Source organism: Pseudomonas macauensis (assembly GCF_047902425.1).
Lineage (GTDB): Bacteria > Pseudomonadota > Gammaproteobacteria > Pseudomonadales > Pseudomonadaceae > Pseudomonas.
Map to the genome: position 1 here is coordinate 2,188,215 of NZ_CP138377.1, position 19,112 is coordinate 2,207,326.

The 19,112-nt window shown below is 66.8% G+C and carries 20 protein-coding genes; 14 read left to right on the forward strand and 6 right to left on the reverse strand.

Features of this window, described 5'->3' with window-relative positions:
* Nucleotides 1-169: 169 nt before the first annotated feature.
* A complete protein-coding gene (locus tag SD196_RS10410; protein WP_416311400.1) occupies nt 170-955 on the reverse strand; it encodes a hypothetical protein in 786 nt (261 codons plus the stop codon).
* A gap of 47 nt (nt 956-1,002) precedes the next feature.
* Nucleotides 1,003-2,046 (reverse strand): alpha/beta hydrolase, encoded by a 1,044-nt coding sequence (locus SD196_RS10415; protein ID WP_416311401.1) that lies wholly within the window; start codon nt 2,044-2,046, stop codon nt 1,003-1,005.
* 109 nt (nt 2,047-2,155) lie between these two features.
* Between SD196_RS10415 and aroC the strand changes: the two genes are divergently transcribed.
* The 6 genes from aroC to SD196_RS10445 all read left to right on the forward strand — a co-directional run bounded on the left by aroC (nt 2,156) and on the right by SD196_RS10445 (nt 6,771).
* The gene (gene aroC / locus SD196_RS10420; RefSeq protein ID WP_370601270.1) at nt 2,156-3,247 is read left to right on the forward strand and encodes a chorismate synthase; all 1,092 of its coding nucleotides are present in this window, start codon (nt 2,156-2,158) and stop codon (nt 3,245-3,247) included.
* A 58-nt stretch (nt 3,248-3,305) separates the two neighbouring features.
* Entirely contained in the window at nt 3,306-4,469 is a 1,164-nt protein-coding gene (locus tag SD196_RS10425; RefSeq protein WP_416311732.1) for an MFS transporter, read from the forward strand.
* On the forward strand, nt 4,453-5,076 hold the full coding sequence (locus SD196_RS10430) for a methylthioribulose 1-phosphate dehydratase (protein ID WP_416311402.1): 624 nt from the start codon (nt 4,453-4,455) through the stop codon (nt 5,074-5,076). The genes SD196_RS10425 and SD196_RS10430 overlap by 17 nt, the downstream gene beginning before the upstream one ends.
* A 28-nt stretch (nt 5,077-5,104) precedes the next feature.
* Nucleotides 5,105-5,650 (forward strand): 1,2-dihydroxy-3-keto-5-methylthiopentene dioxygenase, encoded by a 546-nt coding sequence (locus tag SD196_RS10435; RefSeq protein WP_416311403.1) that lies wholly within the window; start codon nt 5,105-5,107, stop codon nt 5,648-5,650.
* Between the two features lie 176 nt (nt 5,651-5,826).
* Nucleotides 5,827-6,510, forward strand: a complete 684-nt coding sequence (gene mtnC, locus SD196_RS10440; RefSeq protein ID WP_416311404.1) for an acireductone synthase — start codon at nt 5,827-5,829, stop codon at nt 6,508-6,510.
* 72 nt (nt 6,511-6,582) lie between these two features.
* A complete protein-coding gene (locus SD196_RS10445) occupies nt 6,583-6,771 on the forward strand; it encodes a PLD nuclease N-terminal domain-containing protein (RefSeq protein WP_275611971.1) in 189 nt (62 codons plus the stop codon).
* Between the two features lie 342 nt (nt 6,772-7,113).
* On the opposite strand, the gene SD196_RS10450 is transcribed toward SD196_RS10445, so the two are convergent.
* A complete protein-coding gene (locus SD196_RS10450; protein WP_416311405.1) occupies nt 7,114-7,641 on the reverse strand; it encodes a dihydrofolate reductase family protein in 528 nt (175 codons plus the stop codon).
* Between the two features lie 66 nt (nt 7,642-7,707).
* On the opposite strand from SD196_RS10450, the gene SD196_RS10455 reads away from it, so the two are divergent.
* Together SD196_RS10455 and SD196_RS10460 are read left to right on the forward strand one after the other, a co-directional pair.
* On the forward strand, nt 7,708-8,286 hold the full coding sequence (locus SD196_RS10455) for a helix-turn-helix domain-containing protein (protein ID WP_275607752.1): 579 nt from the start codon (nt 7,708-7,710) through the stop codon (nt 8,284-8,286).
* 24 nt (nt 8,287-8,310) lie between these two features.
* A complete protein-coding gene (locus SD196_RS10460; RefSeq protein WP_416311406.1) occupies nt 8,311-8,844 on the forward strand; it encodes a methylated-DNA--[protein]-cysteine S-methyltransferase in 534 nt (177 codons plus the stop codon).
* On the opposite strand, the gene SD196_RS10465 is transcribed toward SD196_RS10460, so the two are convergent.
* Both SD196_RS10465 and SD196_RS10470 read right to left on the reverse strand, forming a co-directional pair.
* Nucleotides 8,841-9,317, reverse strand: coding sequence for a methylated-DNA--[protein]-cysteine S-methyltransferase (locus SD196_RS10465; protein ID WP_275607750.1), 477 nt, complete (start codon nt 9,315-9,317; stop codon nt 8,841-8,843). The genes SD196_RS10460 and SD196_RS10465 overlap by 4 nt on opposite strands.
* A gap of 2 nt (nt 9,318-9,319) precedes the next feature.
* On the reverse strand, nt 9,320-10,225 hold the full coding sequence (locus tag SD196_RS10470) for a DNA-3-methyladenine glycosylase family protein (RefSeq protein ID WP_275607749.1): 906 nt from the start codon (nt 10,223-10,225) through the stop codon (nt 9,320-9,322).
* 181 nt (nt 10,226-10,406) lie between these two features.
* Here SD196_RS10470 and speE point away from each other — a divergent pair, with 181 nt between their 5' ends.
* From speE to SD196_RS10485, 3 genes are all read left to right on the forward strand, one after another.
* Complete coding sequence (gene speE / locus SD196_RS10475) at nt 10,407-11,267, forward strand: polyamine aminopropyltransferase (protein ID WP_275607748.1); 861 nt, start codon at nt 10,407-10,409, stop codon at nt 11,265-11,267.
* 325 nt (nt 11,268-11,592) lie between these two features.
* Entirely contained in the window at nt 11,593-13,668 is a 2,076-nt protein-coding gene (locus tag SD196_RS10480; RefSeq protein WP_275607747.1) for an LTA synthase family protein, read from the forward strand.
* Between the two features lie 283 nt (nt 13,669-13,951).
* Nucleotides 13,952-14,737 (forward strand): sulfite exporter TauE/SafE family protein, encoded by a 786-nt coding sequence (locus SD196_RS10485; RefSeq protein WP_275607746.1) that lies wholly within the window; start codon nt 13,952-13,954, stop codon nt 14,735-14,737.
* A 55-nt stretch (nt 14,738-14,792) separates the two neighbouring features.
* Here SD196_RS10485 and SD196_RS10490 read toward each other — a convergent pair whose 3' ends face one another.
* On the reverse strand, nt 14,793-15,809 hold the full coding sequence (locus tag SD196_RS10490; protein ID WP_416311407.1) for an AraC family transcriptional regulator: 1,017 nt from the start codon (nt 15,807-15,809) through the stop codon (nt 14,793-14,795).
* A 122-nt stretch (nt 15,810-15,931) separates the two neighbouring features.
* Here SD196_RS10490 and SD196_RS10495 point away from each other — a divergent pair, with 122 nt between their 5' ends.
* The 3 genes from SD196_RS10495 to SD196_RS10505 are packed head-to-tail and all read left to right on the forward strand — an operon-like array spanning nt 15,932 to nt 19,096.
* Nucleotides 15,932-17,407, forward strand: coding sequence for a flavin-containing monooxygenase (locus tag SD196_RS10495; protein WP_416311408.1), 1,476 nt, complete (start codon nt 15,932-15,934; stop codon nt 17,405-17,407).
* Nucleotides 17,391-18,338, forward strand: coding sequence for an alpha/beta hydrolase (locus SD196_RS10500; RefSeq protein ID WP_416311409.1), 948 nt, complete (start codon nt 17,391-17,393; stop codon nt 18,336-18,338). Before SD196_RS10495 ends, SD196_RS10500 begins: the two co-directional genes overlap by 17 nt.
* Nucleotides 18,335-19,096, forward strand: a complete 762-nt coding sequence (locus tag SD196_RS10505) for an SDR family oxidoreductase (protein WP_370601280.1) — start codon at nt 18,335-18,337, stop codon at nt 19,094-19,096. The genes SD196_RS10500 and SD196_RS10505 overlap by 4 nt, the downstream gene beginning before the upstream one ends.
* The last annotated feature ends 16 nt before the right edge of the window (nt 19,097-19,112 follow it).

Here is a 19,112-nt window from a genome sequence, read left to right on the forward strand (position 1 = left end):
TGCGTCGCAGCGTGTTCGAGGTCCGGCTGGACCATGCAGTGGCTGGCGGCCGGGGCGTAACGGCGTAGAACCGCGAACGGTTGTACGCCCTACGTTCCTGGTATTTCGGTGCAGGATCACACCCGTTCGCGAGCAAGCTCGCTCCTACAGGGCCGTGTGTCGCAAGGCCTCAGCGCGTGGCGATCCAGATCAGCAACCCCGCCTGGAACACCGCGAACACCGTCAGGCAGGCGATGGTGAAGCGCAGGCTGGTGTCGTCGCGGCGGAAGGTCTCGATACGCTGCTCCAGGCGGCGGATTTCGTTGGCCTGGGTGGCGAGGTTGAGGTCGGCCTGTTCGAGCATGGCGGCGGCGTCCAGCAGCGGCAGGATCTGCACCTTTTCCTTGTGCCAGTCATCGTAGAGCTCGCTGACCCGGCCGGCGCTGTAGCGCGCCTTGAGCAGCCCCGAATCCTCGTAGATCACATCGAAGCCCTGGGCGCGCAGGAAGTGGTCCCGGCGCTGGCGGGCCTCTTCGCTGACCGCGTCCTTCATCGCCAGCGCGCCACCCTCGACGCGGTAGTGCGCCCACTTCTTCTTTGCCCAGCCCACCCCTTGCGCCAGCAGGAAGCGGCCCAGGCCGCGGTTCAGCGGTTCGGTGGCGAAGCCCGAATCGGCGCCGAAGCGGATTTCCTTGTTGCGGTGGTCCGCCCAGACCTCCAGCAGGTTCACTTCCTTGCGCAGCACTTGCCCCGGCAACTGGATGGTCAGGCGCAGCAGGCTCTGTTCGCTGCTGTGGCGTTCCACCCGACTGAACTGGACGAAGCGCAGCGGCCGCGCGCCGGTCGTGCGGTCGGTGGGCAGCGGCGCCAGGCGCAGCAGACGGTGGTGCTCCGGGGCCAGTTCCGCCCAGGGATGGGGGCGGGCAGGGCTCTGGGCGGCACTCGCGTCGAGGGCAGTGGGTTCGGCTTGGTTCATGGAGCGGTCCTCGGGCCCGGCGGGCGTAACCGGGGCAGTCCCGAAGGTTATCGACGGATCGCGGCGTTTCTTGAGACGTTCGCTCCAGATAACGCAAGGGTGGAGGCGGGCAGGGTGCGGGCGGTCTTCACGAAGGCCACGATGCGCTGCACCAGTTCCCGCGCCAGGGGCAGGTTGGGGTTGTTGTAGGAGGCCAACTGCTGCGGGCCGCCGGCCGGGACGATGCGCAGGATGTGGTTCATGCCGTCGATCAGGTACAGCTCGCTGTCGGGCTTGGCCTGCTTGAGCGCCAGGGCGTCTTCCTCGCCCACCTGGATGTCGTGGCGCCCCTGAAGGATCAGTGTTGGCACCTTCAGCGCGGCGAAGGCCTGGGCCGGGTCCTGGCGGAACAGCGAGATCAGGTAGGGCTGCACGCTGGGACGGAACAGCGCCAGCAGCGGCTGCGGCACCCTTGGCTGCAGTTGGCCGGCATTGAGACCGTCGATCAACTGGTTGGCCTCCGCCTGCAGGGGCGGCGGCAGGCGGCCCTGCAGTTGCTCGCGCAGCACCTCGCCGATGGGGCGGGAGCTGCCGGAGATCGATACCAGCTCGTCGGCGTGGGATCTGGGCGCCGCCAGGCTGGCGATCAGCGCTCCCTCGCTGTGGCCGATCAGCACCTGGCGGCCGAAGCGCGGGTCGCGCGCCAGCCGGTCGCTCCAGGCGATCACGTCGGCGACGTAGCCGTCAACGCTGAGTTCCTCTTCCCGAGGTGCCGCCGGCAGGCTGCGGGCCACGCCGCGCTTGTCGTAGCGCACGCTGGCAATGCCGTTCTCCGCCAGTGCCTCGGCCAGTTTGCGCAGGTAGCCGTTGTTGCCGCCCTCGGGGTTGTTGCCGTCGCGGTCGGTGGGGCCGGAGCCGGCGATCAACAGGGCGACCGGCGGCGGGGTGGCGCTTTGCGGCAGCAGCAAGGTACCGCGCAGCACGCCGTGGCCGGTGTCCAGGTCGTAAGGGCGCTGCAGGATGCTGCTGGGAGCGGCTTGCGCGGTCGAGCCGAGCAGGCTGGCGAACAGGCAGAGGCAGAGGAGGGCGAGGCGGCGCATCGATGACTTCAAGAGACGGGTGATGGCGCTTTGATCCTCAATGTCCGGGAAGGTTCGCAGGGCGGATTGACGCAGGTATACTGCCGGCCTTTTCGATTTCCTGTCTTCCGCGGAGCCTCGCATGTCCGGCAACACCTACGGCAAGCTGTTCACCGTCACCACCGCTGGCGAAAGCCACGGCCCGGCGCTGGTCGCCATCGTCGACGGCTGCCCGCCCGGCCTGGAGATTTCCCTGGAAGACCTGCAGCGCGACCTGGACCGCCGCAAGCCCGGCACCAGCCGCCACACCACCCAGCGCCAGGAAGCCGACGAGGTGGAAATCCTCTCCGGCGTGTTCGAGGGCAAGACCACCGGCACCCCGATCGGCCTGCTGATTCGCAATACCGACCAGAAGTCCAAGGACTACTCGGCGATCAAGGACCTGTTCCGCCCGGCCCACGCCGATTACACCTACCACCACAAGTACGGCATCCGCGACTACCGTGGCGGCGGCCGTTCCTCGGCGCGCGAGACCGCCATGCGCGTGGCCGCCGGCGCCATCGCCAAGAAGGTCCTGGCAGGCATGGGCATCAGCGTGCGCGGCTACATGAGCCAGCTCGGCCCGATCGAAATCCCCTTCAAGACCTGGGACAGCGTCGAAGACAACGCCTTCTTCAGCCCCGACCCGGACAAGGTGCCGGAGCTGGAGGCCTACATGGACCAACTGCGCCGCGACCAGGATTCGGTCGGCGCGAAGATCACCGTGGTCGCCGAAGGCGTGCCGCCGGGCCTGGGCGAGCCGATCTTCGACCGCCTGGACGCGGAACTGGCCCATGCGCTGATGAGCATCAACGCGGTGAAAGGCGTGGAAATCGGCGCCGGCTTCGCCAGCGTCGCCCAGCGCGGCACCGAGCACCGCGACGAGCTGACCCCCGAAGGCTTCCTGTCGAACAATGCCGGCGGCATCCTCGGCGGCATTTCCAGCGGCCAGCCGATCATTGCCCACCTGGCGCTCAAGCCGACTTCCAGCATCACCACCCCCGGTCGTTCCATCGACGTGAACGGCAACCCGGTGGACGTGATCACCAAGGGCCGCCACGACCCGTGCGTGGGCATCCGCGCCACCCCCATCGCCGAGGCGATGATGGCCATCGTGCTGCTCGACCACCTGCTGCGCAACCGCGCGCAGAATGCCGACGTGAAGGTCGGTACCCCGGTCCTCGGCCAGCTTTGAGTGACCTGAACCTCCCGCGAGCCGCCCGGTTCGCGGGAGCGTCACGTGCCTCCCGCCGCTGATGGCTCAGGTTCCCTACTGGCGGCTGTCCAGTTTCTACTTCTTCTACTTCTGCCTGCTGGGTGGGACGGCGCCGTTCCTCGCGCTGTATTTCCATCACCTGGGCTTCTCCAGCGCGCGCATCGGCGAGCTGGTCGCCATTCCCATGCTGATGCGCTGCGTGGCGCCGAACCTGTGGGGCTGGCTGGGCGACCGCAGCGGCCAGCGGCTGGCCATCGTGCGCTTCGGCGCGGTGTGCACGGCGCTGTGTTTCGCCGGCATCTTCCTGGATCACAGCTACGCCTGGCTGGCGCTGGTGATGGCCGGGCATGCGTTCTTCTGGCATGCCGTGCTGCCGCAGTTCGAGGTGATCACCCTCGCGCACCTGAGCGGGCGCACCGAGAGCTACAGCCGCATCCGCCTGTGGGGCTCCATTGGTTTCATCTGCACCGTGGTCGGCCTGGGCTGGCTGTTCGAGCGCGCCAGCCTGGATGCCTACCCGTTGGCGCTGCTGGCAATCATGCTGGGCATAATCGGCGCCAGTTGGTGGGTGCCCAATGCGCAACCGCTGGCGCGCCATGACGAGGCCGATGCCGGCGGCTTCCTCAAGCAACTGCGCAGCCCCGGCGTATTGGCGTTCTACCTGTGCGTATGCCTGATGCAGCTGTCCCACGGCCCGTACTACACCTTCCTGACCCTGCACCTGGAAGCGCTCGGCTACGCCCGTGGCCTGATCGGCCAGCTCTGGGCGCTGGGCGTGGTGGCCGAGGTGTTGCTGTTCCTGGTCATGCCGCGCCTGCTCAAGCGCTTTTCCCTACGCCAGGTGCTGGCGGCAAGTTTCCTGCTGGCGGCCTTGCGCTGGCTGCTGCTGGGCACGCTGGCCGGGCACCTGCCGGTGCTGCTGTTCGCCCAGTTGCTGCATGCTGCCACCTTCGGCAGCTTCCATGCCGCCGCGATTCATTTCGTCCAGCGCAGCTTCCAGGCCCGCCAGCAGGGACAGGGCCAGGCGCTCTACGCCGCGCTGGCGGGGACGGGCGGTGCGCTGGGTGCGCTTTACTCCGGCTACAGCTGGGGTAGCCTTGGCCCGGCCTGGACCTTCGCCATTGCGAGCGTGGCCGCGCTGGCCGCCGCCTTCATCATCTGGACCCGTCTGAACGAGGACCCGCATGAACGACACCCGTGAACAGCTGACCCAGCAGATCATCGAAGCCGGGCGCTTCCTCTACGGCCGCGGTTGGTCGCCGGCCACCAGCAGCAACTACTCGGCGCGCCTGGCGGCTGACCGCGCGCTGCTCACCGTCTCGGGCAAGCACAAGGGCCAGCTCGGTATCGACGACGTGCTGGAAACCGATCTGGCCGGCAACAGCCTGGAGCCGGGCAAGAAGCCCTCGGCGGAAACCCTGCTGCATACCCAGCTCTATGCCTGGCGCCCGGAGATCGGCGCGGTGCTGCACACCCATTCGGTGAATGCCACCGTGCTTTCGCGTCTCACGCCCGGCGATCGCCTGGAGCTGGAAGACTACGAACTGCAGAAGGCCTTCGCCGGCGTCACCACCCACGAAGGCCGCGTCACCGTGCCGATCTTCGACAACGACCAGGACATCGCCCGCCTGGCTGCCAAGGTGCAGCCCTGGCTCGACGCCCATCCCGACTGCCCCGGTTATCTGATCCGTGGCCACGGCCTGTACACTTGGGGACCGCGCATGAGCGACGCGCTGCGCCAGATCGAAGCCTTCGAGTTCCTCTTCGAGTGCGAGCTGAAGGTGCTGAGCCTGCGTGGCGCCCGCTGAACAACCTTGAGAATCGAGTAGCCCGACCATGAGCAGCCTGACCGTCTACCACGAATCGAGCCCCGAGCAGCCGCTGAAGCTGCTGACTCATGCCGAGGACATCGCCTCGACCCTGAACGCCGTCGGCGTGCGCTTCCAGCGCTGGCAGGCCAACGCACCCATCGCCCCCGGCGCCAGCCAGGAGGAGGTGCTCGCCGCCTACCAGCACGAGATCCGCCGCCTGCAGGAGGAGGAGGGCTACGTCACCGTGGACGTGGTCAGCCTGACCGCCGATCACCCGCAGAAGGACGAACTTCGCGCCAAGTTCCTCGACGAACACCGCCACGGCGAGGACGAGGTGCGCTTCTTCGTCGCCGGTCGCGGGCTGTTCACCCTGCACATCGAGGATTACGTCTACGCCGTGCTGTGCGAGAAGAACGACCTGATCTCGGTGCCGGCCGGCACCCGCCACTGGTTCGACATGGGCGAGCGTCCGCACTTCGTGGCCATCCGCCTGTTCAACAATGCCGAGGGCTGGGTCGCCAAGTTCACCGGCGACGACATCGCCAAGCGCTTCCCGTTGCTGGAAGACTGATCCAATGGGGAATTTGCCCTAGTCGCCACTGGCAGGCGGGGCGTTATTTGCTCTTCGTAGGAGCGAGCTTGCTCGCGAACAATCTCGCCGGTCAGTTCAGTGGCATGCGGTTCGCGAGCAAGCTCGCTCCTACATATCTTCCCGCCTACGCCAGAGGCGGACCTTTGGAGTTTTCCATGCCGATCAAAGCCATCCTCACCGACATCGAAGGCACCACCAGCGCGGTCAGCTTCGTCTTCGACGTGCTCTTCCCCTATGCCGCCGCGCACCTGCCGGACTTCGTCCGCGAGCACGCCAGCGAACCGGCCGTGGCCGAGCAACTGGCCGCCGTACGCGCCGACAGCGGTGAAGTCAGCGCCGACACCGAGCGCTGCATCGAGATTCTCCTGGGCTGGATCGCCGAAGACCGCAAGGCCACGCCGCTCAAGGCGCTGCAGGGCATGGTCTGGGAGCAGGGCTACCGCGCCGGCCAGCTCAAGGGGCACGTCTACCCGGACGCCGTGGACGCGCTGCGCCACTGGCATGCCGAGGGCTTCAAGCTCTACGTCTATTCCTCCGGCTCGATCCAGGCACAGAAACTGATCTTCGGCTGTTCCGAGGCGGGCGACCTGACGCCGCTGTTCTCCGGCTATTTCGACACCACCAGCGGGCCCAAACGAGAGGCCGAGTCCTACCAGCGTATCGCCGCCGCCATCGGCCTGCCCGGCGAGGAGATCCTGTTCCTCTCCGACGTAGTGCAGGAACTGGACGCCGCACAGCAGGCCGGCCTGCAGACCATCGGCCTGGCCCGCGAAGGTGGCGTGCTGGAAGGGCACGACACCGCGGCCAGTTTCGCGGTGATCGACCCCTCGCGGGTCTGAGCCGTCGCTCGCGCTGTCGGGGTGCGGGACGCTATCATCAGCGCACCAACTTTCTATAGAGGGATCTTGAATATGGGTTTCCTGCGCGAACTGATCGCCCTGGTTATCTTCGTCGTGGACATCTGGGCCATCCTCAACGTGGCGAGAAGCGACGCCGACATACCGAAGAAGATCATCTGGGTTCTGGTGATCGCCGTTCTGCCGGTGCTGGGGCTGATCGTTTGGGCATTCGCCGGGCCGCGCAGCAAAGTTCGCACCTGAGAGCGAACGCGTAGGGCGTATAACGTTCGACGTTATACGCCGTTTGATCTTGGTTCCCGGCCCTACGGGAGCACGATGGTTGTCCCTGCAATCTTGGCAGTTTCCGTAGGAGCAGCTGTCTTCTACCGGGTTAATCCCTGCCTGCGCTTCCCCCTCACCCCAGCCCTCTCCCTCAGGGAGAGGGAGCCGTCCGTGCCGGCTGACACTACGGTTTCATCCTGCACCGAACAGTCCCCTCTCCCGCTTGCGGGAGAGGGTTAGGGTGAGGGGCCTTTGATCTTGTAGGAGCGGACTCTGTCCGCGAAATCCCTCCACCTACTCCATGACAACCGGCTATCCCCCTCAACCAAACCGGTAATGCATCCGCACGCACCCTGGCTCGATCATCTTCGCCGACACCAATGTCGGTGAAGCTTGGAAGCCGGTGGCCGGAAAGAGCGGAATGCCGCCCCCGATGATTTCCGGTATCACATAGACCTCCAGCTCATCCAGCGCCCCGCGCTGCAGAAAGGCCATCTGCAACTGGCCGCCGCCAAGCATCCACACGTCCCCGTCGTCCAGCGCACGCAGTTCCGCCACCAGTGCGTCGATATCGCTGCGGGTTTCCAGCGGGCCCTTCGGGTTTTCGATAGGCCGTGACGTCATCACCAGCACCCGCTGCTGACCGTACGGCCAGGGACTGGGGTCGGCTTCGAGGAAGTCATAGGTGCCACGCCCCATGACCAAGGTGCGAATGCGCTGGATGAACAGGTCGTAGTGGTGCTCGCCCAGTTCCAGCTTGTCGTGCCGGAACAACCAGTCCAGGCCGTGCTCCGGGGTGGCGATGTAGCCGTCGAGGCTGCTGGCGATGTAGCCGAGAATCCTGGCCATGCTGAATCTCCTTCGGTAGGATTCGCTCAATATATAAATGAATGTTCATTTATAAAAGAGGATTGCATGGCCAGAACCAAGACGGTCAGCGACGAAGCGATACTCGACGCCGCCATGGCGCTGATGGTGCGCGAGGGGCCGGAGGCGGTGACCTTCGCCGCCGTCGGGCGGGAAGTGGGGCTGTCCGCCGCGACGCTGGTGCAACGCCACGCGACCAAGGCCGACTTCCTCCGCGCCGTGCTGCTGCGCGCTTGGGACCAGCTGGATGCGCAGACGGCGCGGCTCGATGAGACAACCGAGCTCAACCCGGAAGGCGCGGTGCGGATGCTGGTGGCGATGTTCCCGGTGGGCGAGGGCGAGACCGATTACGCGGAAGGGCTGCTGATCCTGCGTGAGGACATGCGCGATCCGCTGTTGCGCAAGCGCGGTGCGCAGTGGGGCGAGGCGCTGGCGAAGGCACTGGGCCGGCGCTTGAGTGGCGATCCGGCGCGACAGCCGCTGCTCGGGCGCCTGATGGCCAGCCAGTGGCAGGGCGCGCAGCTATGGTGGGCCTTCGAGCGCAAGGGCGACCCCGCCAACGCCATCGGCGCCGAGCTGCGCCGCTGGTGCGAGGTCATGCTGGCCGGCGAAAGACTTGCGGGATAGCACCCGGGGGCGGACACTCGAGCGATGCATTACTGCCTGATCGAAACAGCACTCGGCTGGTTCGGGCTCGCCTGGAGCCCGCGGGGAATCGTGCGCACCTATCTGCCGGGTGATTCCGTGCATTCCATGCGCGAACGCTTCGACAGACTCGGCACCGAGACCGCCCACTGGCCGGCGTTCATCGACGAGGCGCGCCAGTTGATTCTTGGCTATGCGCGGGGCGAGGCGGTGTCCTTCGACGGCCTGCCGCTCGACCTGTCGGCCGTCAGCGATTTCCATCGCCGCGTCTATGACGACATCCTGCAGCTGGGACGCGGCGAGACCACCACCTACGGCGAGATCGCCCGCCGCCTGGGCGATGTCGGATTGTCCCGTGCCGTGGGGCAGGCGATGGGCAGCAATCCGATTCCCTTGATCATCCCGTGCCACCGCGTGCTGGCCAGTGGCGGCAAGACCGGTGGTTTCTCCGCGCCGGGCGGGAGCACGTCGAAGCTGCGCATGCTGGCGCTGGAGGGCTTCGAGGACCCGCAGGCCGCACAGACCGCCTTCGACTTCTAGCCCCTTTCGATTGCGCCCTCCAGACGCAGCAGCAGCTCCTTGCGCGGCAGGCCGCCGGCGTAGCCGGTGAGGCTGCCGTTGCTGCCGATCACCCGGTGGCAGGGCACGATGATGCTGATGGGGTTGGCGCCATTCGCCGCGCCCACCGCACGGATCGCCTTGGGCCGGCCGATGCGCCGCGCCAGTTCGGCATAGACGGTGGTGTAGCCGTAGGGAATCTCCAGCAGCGCCTGCCAGACCTGGCGCTGGAACTCGGTGCCGCCGGTGTTCAGGCGCACGTCGAAGCGCTGGCGCTTGCCGGCGAAGTACTGGTCGAGCTGGCGCGCCACCTCGTCCAGCAGCGGGCTGCCCTGTTGCCAGTCCGGCTCGGGGTAATGCCGCTGCTCCAGGTCCATGTAGAGCATCCTTAGCCCGCTTTCGTCGCCAGCCAGCAGCAGGCGGCCGGTGGGGCTGTCGTGGTAGCGGTAGTGCATGGTCATCCTCCGGTGCGGCCGCCCTGGGAGTAAGCGTGCCACAGATAGACGGCGGCGTAGGCGCGCCACGGCCGCCAGGCTTCGGCGCGGCGTTGCAGGTCGCGGGCGTTGATGCCCTCCACGCCCCAGACCGGCGACTTGAGCAGGCCCAGATCAGCCGTGGGGAAGGCGTCCGGATCGCCGAAGGCGCGCAGGGCGACGTACTCGGCGGTCCAGGGGCCGATACCGGGCAGGGCGCAGAGACGCTTCACCAGGTCGTCGGCGCCGTCGTCGATATGCAGGGCCAGGGTGCCGTTGGCGCAGGCGGCGGCGAAGCGTTGCAGGGTTTCCACGCGCTTGCCGGGCATGCCGATGCCGGCGAGATCGGCGTCGGCCAGGGCTTGGGGCGTGGGGAACAGGCGGCTCGGCTGGCCCTCGGTTTCACCGGGCAGCACCTCGCCCAGGCGCTGGACAAGCCGGCCGACGATGGTCACCGCCGCCTTCACGGTCACCTGTTGGCCGACGATAGCGCGCACTGCCTGTTCGAACGGGTCGAACGCGGTGGGCAGGCGTAACCCCGGCGCTTGCCGGATGAGCGGGCTGAGCAGCGGGTCGTTGCCCAGGTGCTGGGCGATATGGCCGGGGTCGCTGTCCAGGTCGAACATCTTGCGCACCCGTGCCGCCAGTGTTTCGGCATGCTGTGGGGCGAGGTGGATTTCCAGTTCCAGCTCGGCGCGGTCCTCCAGCGGGCGCACGCTGAACCAGCCGGCCTCATCGCCGATGCGCACGCTACGGGCGTAGCGCTCGGGCGACAGGCACTCCACGCCGCCCAGGCTGCGCAGGGCGAAGTGCTCGTGGAACTGCTGCCAGCTCCAGGGGGCGCGGTAGGGCAGGTGGATGATCCGGGGTGTCGGGGATGTGTTTTTCATGCAGCGACCTTACCTGTTGCGGGCATGGCTGTCCTCCCGGCGCTGACTTTCAAACTGCCGGTCATGAGTTCGGCTGACGACGGGGTTCGACCTGTCATCGTCGGGCACGTAGAATGCGCGCCTCTTTCGGGGCGGCGCGGCCGTCCCCTCCTATTGTCTTGTCCCGACGGGAGCCCAGCCCATGCACGATTACCAGGAAACCCTCTACGACGGCTATGGCCAGCGTTTCAGCGTCGACAGGATGCTCCACGAGGTGCGCACCGAGCACCAGCACCTGGTGATCTTCGAGAATGCCCGCATGGGCCGGGTGATGGCGCTGGACGGGGTGATCCAGACCACCGAGGCCGACGAGTTCATCTACCACGAGATGCTCACCCACGTGCCGATCCTCGCCCATGGCGCGGCCAAGCGCGTGCTGATCATCGGCGGCGGCGACGGCGGCATGCTGCGCGAGGTGTCCAAGCACGCCAGCGTCGAGCACATCACCATGGTCGAGATCGACGGCACCGTGGTCGACATGTGCAAGGAGTTCCTGCCGAACCACTCTCAGGGCGCCTTCGACGATGCGCGCCTGAACCTGGTGATCGACGACGGCATGCGCTTCGTGGCCACCACCACGGAGAAGTTCGACGTGATCATCTCCGACTCCACCGACCCGATCGGCCCGGGCGAGGTACTGTTCTCGGAGAACTTCTACCAGGCCTGCCATCGCTGCCTGAACGAAGGCGGCGTGCTGGTGACCCAGAACGGCACGCCCTTCATGCAACTGGACACCGTGCGCAACACCGCCGGCCGCATGCACGGCCTGTTCGCCGACTGGCACTTCTACCAGGCGGCCGTGCCGACCTATATCGGTGGTTCGATGACCTTCGCCTGGGGCGCGACCAACCCGGCCCTGCGCCACGTCGATGTTACTACCCTGGCCCAGCGCTTCGCCGCCAGCGGCATCCAGACCCGCTACTACAACCCGGCCATCCACCAGGGCGCCTTTGCCCTGCCGCAGTATGTGCTGCAGGCCATCGGCAAGCCGGCCAACGACTGATTTCCGCGCAGCCGGCGGCAAGGCTATGCGCCGTTTCCCCCAGCGGGTTGCGGCGCCATACCGGCAGGCCGGCGGTCGGTCATGACAGTTTCTTCACCCGCCGTCCGGCACTGTGCCCGCCATCCGGCGGTCGTAGCGCTGTTGCCGGGCGCTCGTATCATTCCGAAACGATTGTTCGCGTCGCCTTAATGTCGGCTTCAGCGGCGCCGAATAGAATGCGCCGCCGCTGCTTTTGCGGTGTAATGCCGCAGTTTTTTCGCGCTTACGCAGGGCCCCGCACGGGCGGCGCGCCTTCGAACCCACACGTTCAAAACGGAACCTAGAAATGGGCCAACCAGAAGTCCTGACCAATCGCCAGAACGGTGCGAGCCTCACGCGGCCCACCGTCTCCAGCCATCTGGCGTTCACTGCGCTCAGCGTCCTTGCGCTGATGGCGATGTTCTCCCTGACGCGTCTTGCGCTGTTCATCTACAACCGCGAGCTGATCGGCACCACGCCGGCCTCCACCTTCGTCGAAGCGTTCATCACCGGCATGCGTTTCGACATCCGCGTGGTGGTCTACATCGTTGCCCCGCTGGTCTTCGCCCTCCTCAGTGCCCGCGCCATGGGTTGGCGCTGGCTGTGGAAGGCCTGGCTGACCCTGACCGCGAGCGTCACGCTGTTCCTCGGCGTGGTGGAGATGGACTTCTACCGTGAATTCCACCAGCGCCTGAACAGCCTGGTGTTCCAGTACATGGCCGAAGACCCCAAGACCGTCATGAGCATGATCTGGTACGGCTACCCGGTGGTCCGCTACCTGCTGGCCTGGGCCTTCGCCACCTGGCTGCTGTACCTGCTGTTCCGCGGCATCGACCGTGCGACCCGCCCGAGCGCCGCAGGCTCCGCCGTTGCCGCCTGGTACATCCGTATCGCCGTGATGCTGGTGGTGGTCGTGCTGTGCGTCGTCGCCGCCCGTGGCACCCTGCGTCAGGGCCCGCCGCTGCGCTGGGGCGATGCCTTCACCACCGACTCGATGTTCGCAAACCACCTGGGCCTCAACGGCACCATGACGCTGATCAAGGCCGCCGAGGACCGCTTCGGCGAGGACCGCGCGAATATCTGGAAATCCACGCTGCCCAATGACCAAGCCCGCGACACCGTGCGCCAGATGCTGCTCACGGCGAACGACAAGCTGGTCGATGCCGATACCGCCGCCATTCGCCGCGACTTCACCCCGCCGGCCGGTGGCACCCTGCCGGTCAAGAACGTGGTGGTGATCCTGCTGGAAAGCTTCGCCGGCCACTTCGTCGGCGCGCTGGGCGGGGAGGGCAACATCACTCCGTACTTCGACAAGCTGTCGAAGGAAGGCCTGCTGTTCACCCAGTTCTTCTCCAACGGCACCCACACCCACCAGGGCATGTTCGCCACCATGGCGTGCTTCCCCAACCTGCCGGGCTTCGAATACCTGATGCAGACGCCCGAGGGTGGCCACAAGTTCTCCGGCCTACCGCAGCTGCTGTCGGCGCGCAAGTATGAAGATGTCTACGTCTACAACGGCGACTTCGCCTGGGACAACCAGTCCGGCTTCTTCGCCAACCAGGGCATGACCACCTTCATCGGCCGTAACGACTTCGTGAACCCGGTGTTCTCCGACCCGACCTGGGGTGTGTCCGACCAGGACATGTTCGCCCGCGGCAACGAGGAGTTGGACAAGCTCGAGTCCACCGGCAAGCCGTTCTACGCCCTGCTGCAGAGCCTCTCCAACCACGTGCCCTACGCACTGCCGAAGGACCTGCCGGTGGAGCGCGTGACCGGCCACGGCAGCCTCGACGAGCACCTGACCGCCATGCGCTATTCCGACTGGTCGCTGGGGCAGTTCTTCGAGAAGGCCAAGAAGTCGCCGTACTACAAGGACACCCTGTTCATCGTGGTGGGTGACCACGGCTTCGGCGCGCCGGACCAGCTGACCGAAATGGACCTGTTCCGCTTCAACGTGCCCTTCCTGATGATCGCTCCGGGCATCCAGGAGAAGTTCGGCGCCACCCGCGACACCGTCGGCACCCAGATCGACATCGTGCCGACCATCATGGGCCGCCTGGGCGGCGAGACTCGCAACCAGTGCTGGGGCCGCGACCTGCTGAACCTGCCCGAAGGCGACAAGGGCATCGGCGTGATCAAGCCATCCGGCAGCGAGCAGGTGGTGGCGATCATCAACGGCAACCGCATCCTGATCAAACCCAAGGAAGGCGATATCCGCGTCTACGACTACAAGGTCGGCAAGGACTTCGGCGTGACCCGCGTGGAAAACGCGCCGGACCAGGAGTCCCTGCGCCTGCGCCTGGAGTCCTTCATCCAGACCGCGACCAAGAGCCTGCTGGACAACACCGCTGGCGTGGTGGATCCCAAGTCGGGCACCAAGTGATCGCCGGGTGAGAGGAAAAGGGGGCCTTTGGGCCCCTTTTTCATGCCTGCTGATTTCCTGCAGGAGCGAGCTTGCTCGCGAACCTTTGGGACCCGGCGCCGGTGTTGTTCGCTCCTACGTGGAAAACCTCGTGCCAGACTCTCGGGGCGGGGATTTTCCTGCAGAAGCTTCCGTATAAACCGGTTATAAATTAAGACCACAACGGTCTAATGGATTATAAGAAAAGTCGTTATCCTGCCGCCCACACCACGAGGTGATCAGTTACGCCAGTCAGGACTCGCAGATGGATGTTGGCAATATCGGTTTCGTAATCGCGGGTCTTGTTGTGGGTTTCATCGTCGGTATGACCGGCGTTGGCGGTGGCTCGCTGATGACCCCCATCCTGCTCTGGTTCGGCATCAATCCCGCCGCGGCGGTCGGCACCGACCTGCTGTATGCCGCCATCACCAAGTCCGGCGGCGTCCTGGTTCACCGCAAGAACGACAACATCGACTGGCGCATCACCGGCTGGCTCGCCCTCGGCAGCGTGCCGGCAGCGGCGCTGACCCTGCTGTTCCTGCACAGCCTGAATGCCGATACCGCGGCGATGAACAGCATCATCAAGCATGCCCTGGGCATCGTCCTGCTGCTCACTGCGCTGGCGGTGCTGTTCAAGAAGCAGGTGCTGGCCTTCGCCCAGCGCCATGCCGGCGACAGCTTCCACTTCAGCGGCCCGAAGCTGAACACCCTGACCGTCGTCACCGGTGCCATCCTCGGCGCCATGGTCGCGCTGACTTCCATCGGCGCCGGCGCGCTGGGTACCGTGGCGCTGTTCATGCTCTATCCCTTCCTCGCCACCCGCCGTCTGGTGGGCACCGAGATCGCCCACGCCGTACCGCTCACCCTGGTCGCCGGCCTCGGCCATGCCAGCATGGGCAACATGGACTGGGGCCTGCTCGGCTACCTGCTGATCGGCTCGCTGCCGGGCATCTACGTCGGCAGCCACCTGGCCGGCCGCATTCCGGATGGCGTGCTGCGTCCGTGCCTGGCGGTGATGCTGGCATCGATCGGCTACAAGCTGGTCTTCTGAAACCTCTCGACGATCTGCTGCGGCCTTGGCTCGCAGGATCGTCGACTGCTCTTCGCTAGCCGCGGCGGAAACGCCCCGGCGTCACACCTTTCCAGCGGCGGAAGGCGTGAATGAAGTTCGACACCTCCCCATAGCCGAGCCGCTCGGCGATCTCCTCCAGACGAATCACGCCCGTGGCCAGCAGTTCCTCGGCCAGCGCCTGGCGCACCTCGTCCACCAGCGCGCGGAAGCTGCTGCCTTCGGCCTCCAGGCGACGGCGCAGGGTACGCGAGGTCATGTGCATGGCCTCGGCCATCTGTTCCATGTCCGGCAGCCGGCCTGGCGTGGCCAGCAAGCGGTCGCGGATCTGCCCGGACAGCCCGGTGCGCACCTGGCGGCGGGCGAGCAGGGCGCGGCATTGCTCCTCGCAGCGCAGCGCCACCTCCGGGTTGGCGCCCGGTAGTGGCAGTTCGAGGATGCGGCTGTCGAAGACGATGCGGTTCTCCGCCTGGCCGAACAGCGGCCGTACGCCCAACTCATCGATGTAGGGCTGCACGTCGCTGGGGGCTTCGCGGCGGAAGCTGACCTGGCGCACGGGCGCCGGCTGGTTGGTCAGGTCGCGCTGGATGCGCAGCACGCCGCCGCCGTCGCGCTCGATCAGGAAGTCACGCAGGTCCTCCGGGATGGCGGTGTCGTCCAGCAGCAGGTGCGCCTCGCCGTCGTGCTCCTCCAGGCGCATGCGGTGGAAGGCGTAGGTCAGGTCGAGGTAGCGCAGCCCCAGGCGCGCGGCGCTGAGGAAGGTGGCGCTGCTGAGCAGGGCGAAGCCCCAGATACCATAGGTGTTGAGGTGGTAGCGCAGCCCGGCTTTGAGGCCGATGCCGGGGATGTGCCCCAGGTGCCGGGCCAGGTTGCGCACCAGGCTCAGCTCCTGCTCCGCGTCCACGTCCGCGCCGGGATCGGCGAGCACGCCGATGTCCAGGCCGGTGCCGCCCAGGCACTGTTCCAGGTTCAGGCCGTGGTCCAGGGCGAACTGCGTCAGCAGTTGCACGCTGACAGCGCTGCGGCGGGGCGACCAGGGGGGAGTGGCGGACATGGGGTTTCTCGTTGACCGAAAGTCACAATTTTATGTCCGACTATGCCATAACCCAGTGACGAATGAAGCCCTAGGATGTTCCCATCCGCCATCGGGCGGGAAACACCACCGGGAGCACAACAATGACAAACACTTCCCCCGGGTCGGCTGCCGTGCGCGTGCTGATCATCGGTGCCGGCTTCGCCGGCCTGGGCCTGGCGATCCGTCTGAAACAGGCGGGTATCGACGACTTCCTGATCCTTGAGAAGGCCGGCGACGTCGGCGGCTGCTGGCGCGAGAACCGCTATCCGGGCGCCGCCTGCGACGTGCCTTCGCACCTGTATTCCTTCTCCTTCGAACCCAAGGCCGACTGGTCGCGCAAGTTCGCGCCGCAGGCGGAAATCCTCGACTACGCCCGGCACTGCGCGGACAAGTACGGCCTGCGCGAACGTATCCGCTTCCACTGCGAGGTCAGCGCGGCGAGCTTCGACGAAGCGGCCGGGGAGTGGCGGGTGACCTGCGCCAATGGCGAGGAGTTGCGCGCCCAGTCGCTGGTCTGCGCGCTCGGCCAACTGAGCCGTCCGCTGATTCCGCACTTGCCGGGTATCGAACGCTTCAAGGGCAGGGCCTTCCATTCCGCGCAATGGGACGCCGATGCGCCGCTGGAAGGCAGTCGTGTAGCGGTGGTTGGCACCGGTGCCAGCGCCATTCAGTTCGTGCCGCAGATCGCGCCGAAGGTCGCCGAGCTGCTGCTGTTCCAGCGCAGCGCGGCCTACGTGATTCCCAAGCCGGACCGCCCCTACGCCGACTGGGAGCGCCGCCTGAAGGCGCGCCTGCCATGGCTGCAACGCCTGGACCGGGGGCTCAAGTATGTCCAGCACGAAGCGCGGGCGTTGGCCTTCACCGTGTTCCCGCCGCTGATGAAGGTGATGCGCCTGAGCTTCCATCGCCACCTGCAGCGCGGCATTCCCGACGCGGGCCTGCGCGCGCGGTTGGAGCCGGATTACCCGCTGGGCTGCAAGCGCATCCTGATCAGCAACGACTACTACCCGGCGCTGGCGCGCAGCAATGTGAAGCTGGTCGATACGGGCATTCGCGAAGTCACCGAGGACGCCATCGTCACCCGCGACGGCCAGCGCCATCCGGTGGATACCCTCATCTACGGCACCGGTTTCGCCGCCACCGAGTTCCTGGCGCCGATGCGTGTCCAGGGCCTGGGCGGGCGCGAGCTGAATCAGGCCTGGAAGGATGGCGCGGAAGCCTACAAGGGCATCAGCGTCAGCGGCTTCCCCAACCTGTTCATCCTCTACGGGCCGAACACCAACCTGGGGCACAGCTCGATCATCTACATGCTGGAAAGCCAGTTCCCCTACGTGCTGGCCTGCCTGCAGCGCATCCGCCGCGAGGGCCTGAAGTACCTGGACGTGAAACCCCAGGTGCAGCAGCGTTTCAACCAGCACCTGCAACATGAGCTGGGCCACACCATCTGGGAGCGCGGTTGCAGCAGCTGGTACAAGACCGCCAGCGGCCGCAATACCGTCAACTGGCCGGGTTTCACCTTCCGCTACCGTCAACTGACCCGTCAGCCGGAGTTCGCCGACTATGACTGCATCCGTTGAGCCCGTGATGCCGCTGTCCCTTGGCCAGAAAGTCCTGACCGCCGCCTTGCGCGGCCTGCTCAACCTGCTGTTCCGTGGCCTGATGGGCCCGCAGCTGCCGGTGAAGGCGCAGCGCGCATTGCTGCGCGGGCTGACCGCCGCGACCCTGACGCCCCGTGGCCTGCTGCGCGAGCAGACGACCCTGGGCGGGCTGCCCTGCGAGGTCTGGCGGCCCCGCGAGGGTGGGGAGGGAAGGGTGATCCTCTACCTGCACGGCGGCGCCTACCTGGTGGGGTCGCCGGCCACCCACCGCGCCATCACCGCCAACCTGGCGCGGCGCTGCCGGGCGGAGGTCTGGGTGCTGGATTACCGCCTGGCGCCGGAGCACCCGTTCCCGGCCCAGCGTGACGATGCCGTGGCGGCCTACCGCGCGCTGCTGGACAAGGGTATACCGGCGGCGGCCATCGCCATCGCCGGGGATTCCGCCGGCGGCCACCTGACCCTGCAGCTCGCGCTGCAAGCCAAAGCGCTCGGCCTGCCGGCGCCCGGCGCGCTGGTGACCTTCTCGCCGGTGACCGATCTGTCCTCCGAGCACCTGCACGTGCCGGCGGCGGGCGACCCCTTGATCACCCGCGCCTGGATGGACAGCGCCATGGCGATGTTCTGCCCGCCTGGAGTGCCCCGGACCGACGCGCAGCTGTCGCCGCTGTACGCCGATCTCAGCGGCCTGCCGCCGTTGCTGATCCAGGTTGGCGAGGATGAAGTGCTGCGCAATGACAGCCTGCGTTTCGTCGATGCCACGCGGCGCTACGGTGCCGTGGTGAAACTGCAGCGCTTTGCCAACTGCTGGCATGTGTTCCAGGCCCATGCCGGGGTGCTGAAGGTGGCCGACCGCGCGCTGCAGGACGCCGCCGATTTCGTTGCCCAACATCTGCAGGGAGTGCGTCGATGAACAACATCCTGATCAGCGGCGCCGCCTCGGGCATTGGCGCCGCCACCGCGAAACTGTTCCACCAGCGCGGCTGGCGCGTGGGCCTGATCGACCAGAATCCCGAGCCGCTGGCGGCGCTTGCCATGGAGCTGGGTGGCGCCTGGCGGCGAGCGCTGGATGTCACCGATGCCGAGGCGGTGGCTGCCGCGGTGCGTGAGTACGCCGAAGACTGCGACGGGGGTCTGCGCCTGCTGTTCAATTGCGCGGGCATCCTGCGTTTCGGCCGCTTCGAGGACATCAGCCTGGCCGATCACCAGCGCATCATCGCGATCAACGTGCAGGGCGTGCTCAACTGCTGCTACGCCGCGCTGCCGTACCTCAAGCGCACGCCGGGCGCGCAGGTGCTGAACATGGGCTCGGCCTCCGGGCTGTATGGCGTGCCGCAGATGGCCAGCTACTCGGCGTCGAAGTTCGCCGTGCGCGGGCTGACCGAGGCGCTGGAGCTGGAATGGCGCGAACATGGCATCCGCGTCGCCGACCTGATGCCGCCCTTCGTGCGCACGCCGATGGTCGCCAGCCAGATCGTCGAGCCGCCGGTGCTACGCCGCCTGGGCGTGACCCTGAGTGCCGAGGACATCGCCGAAGCGGCCTGGCGCCAGGCCGGGAGCAGGGCGGTGCACCGTCCCATCGGCGCGCTGTTCCGGGCGATGTACTGGTCCGGCCAGTTGTCGCCGCCATCGCTTAACCGCTGGGTGATGGCCTGGCTCAGCCGCGCCTGAGTAGACTGCACGGGCG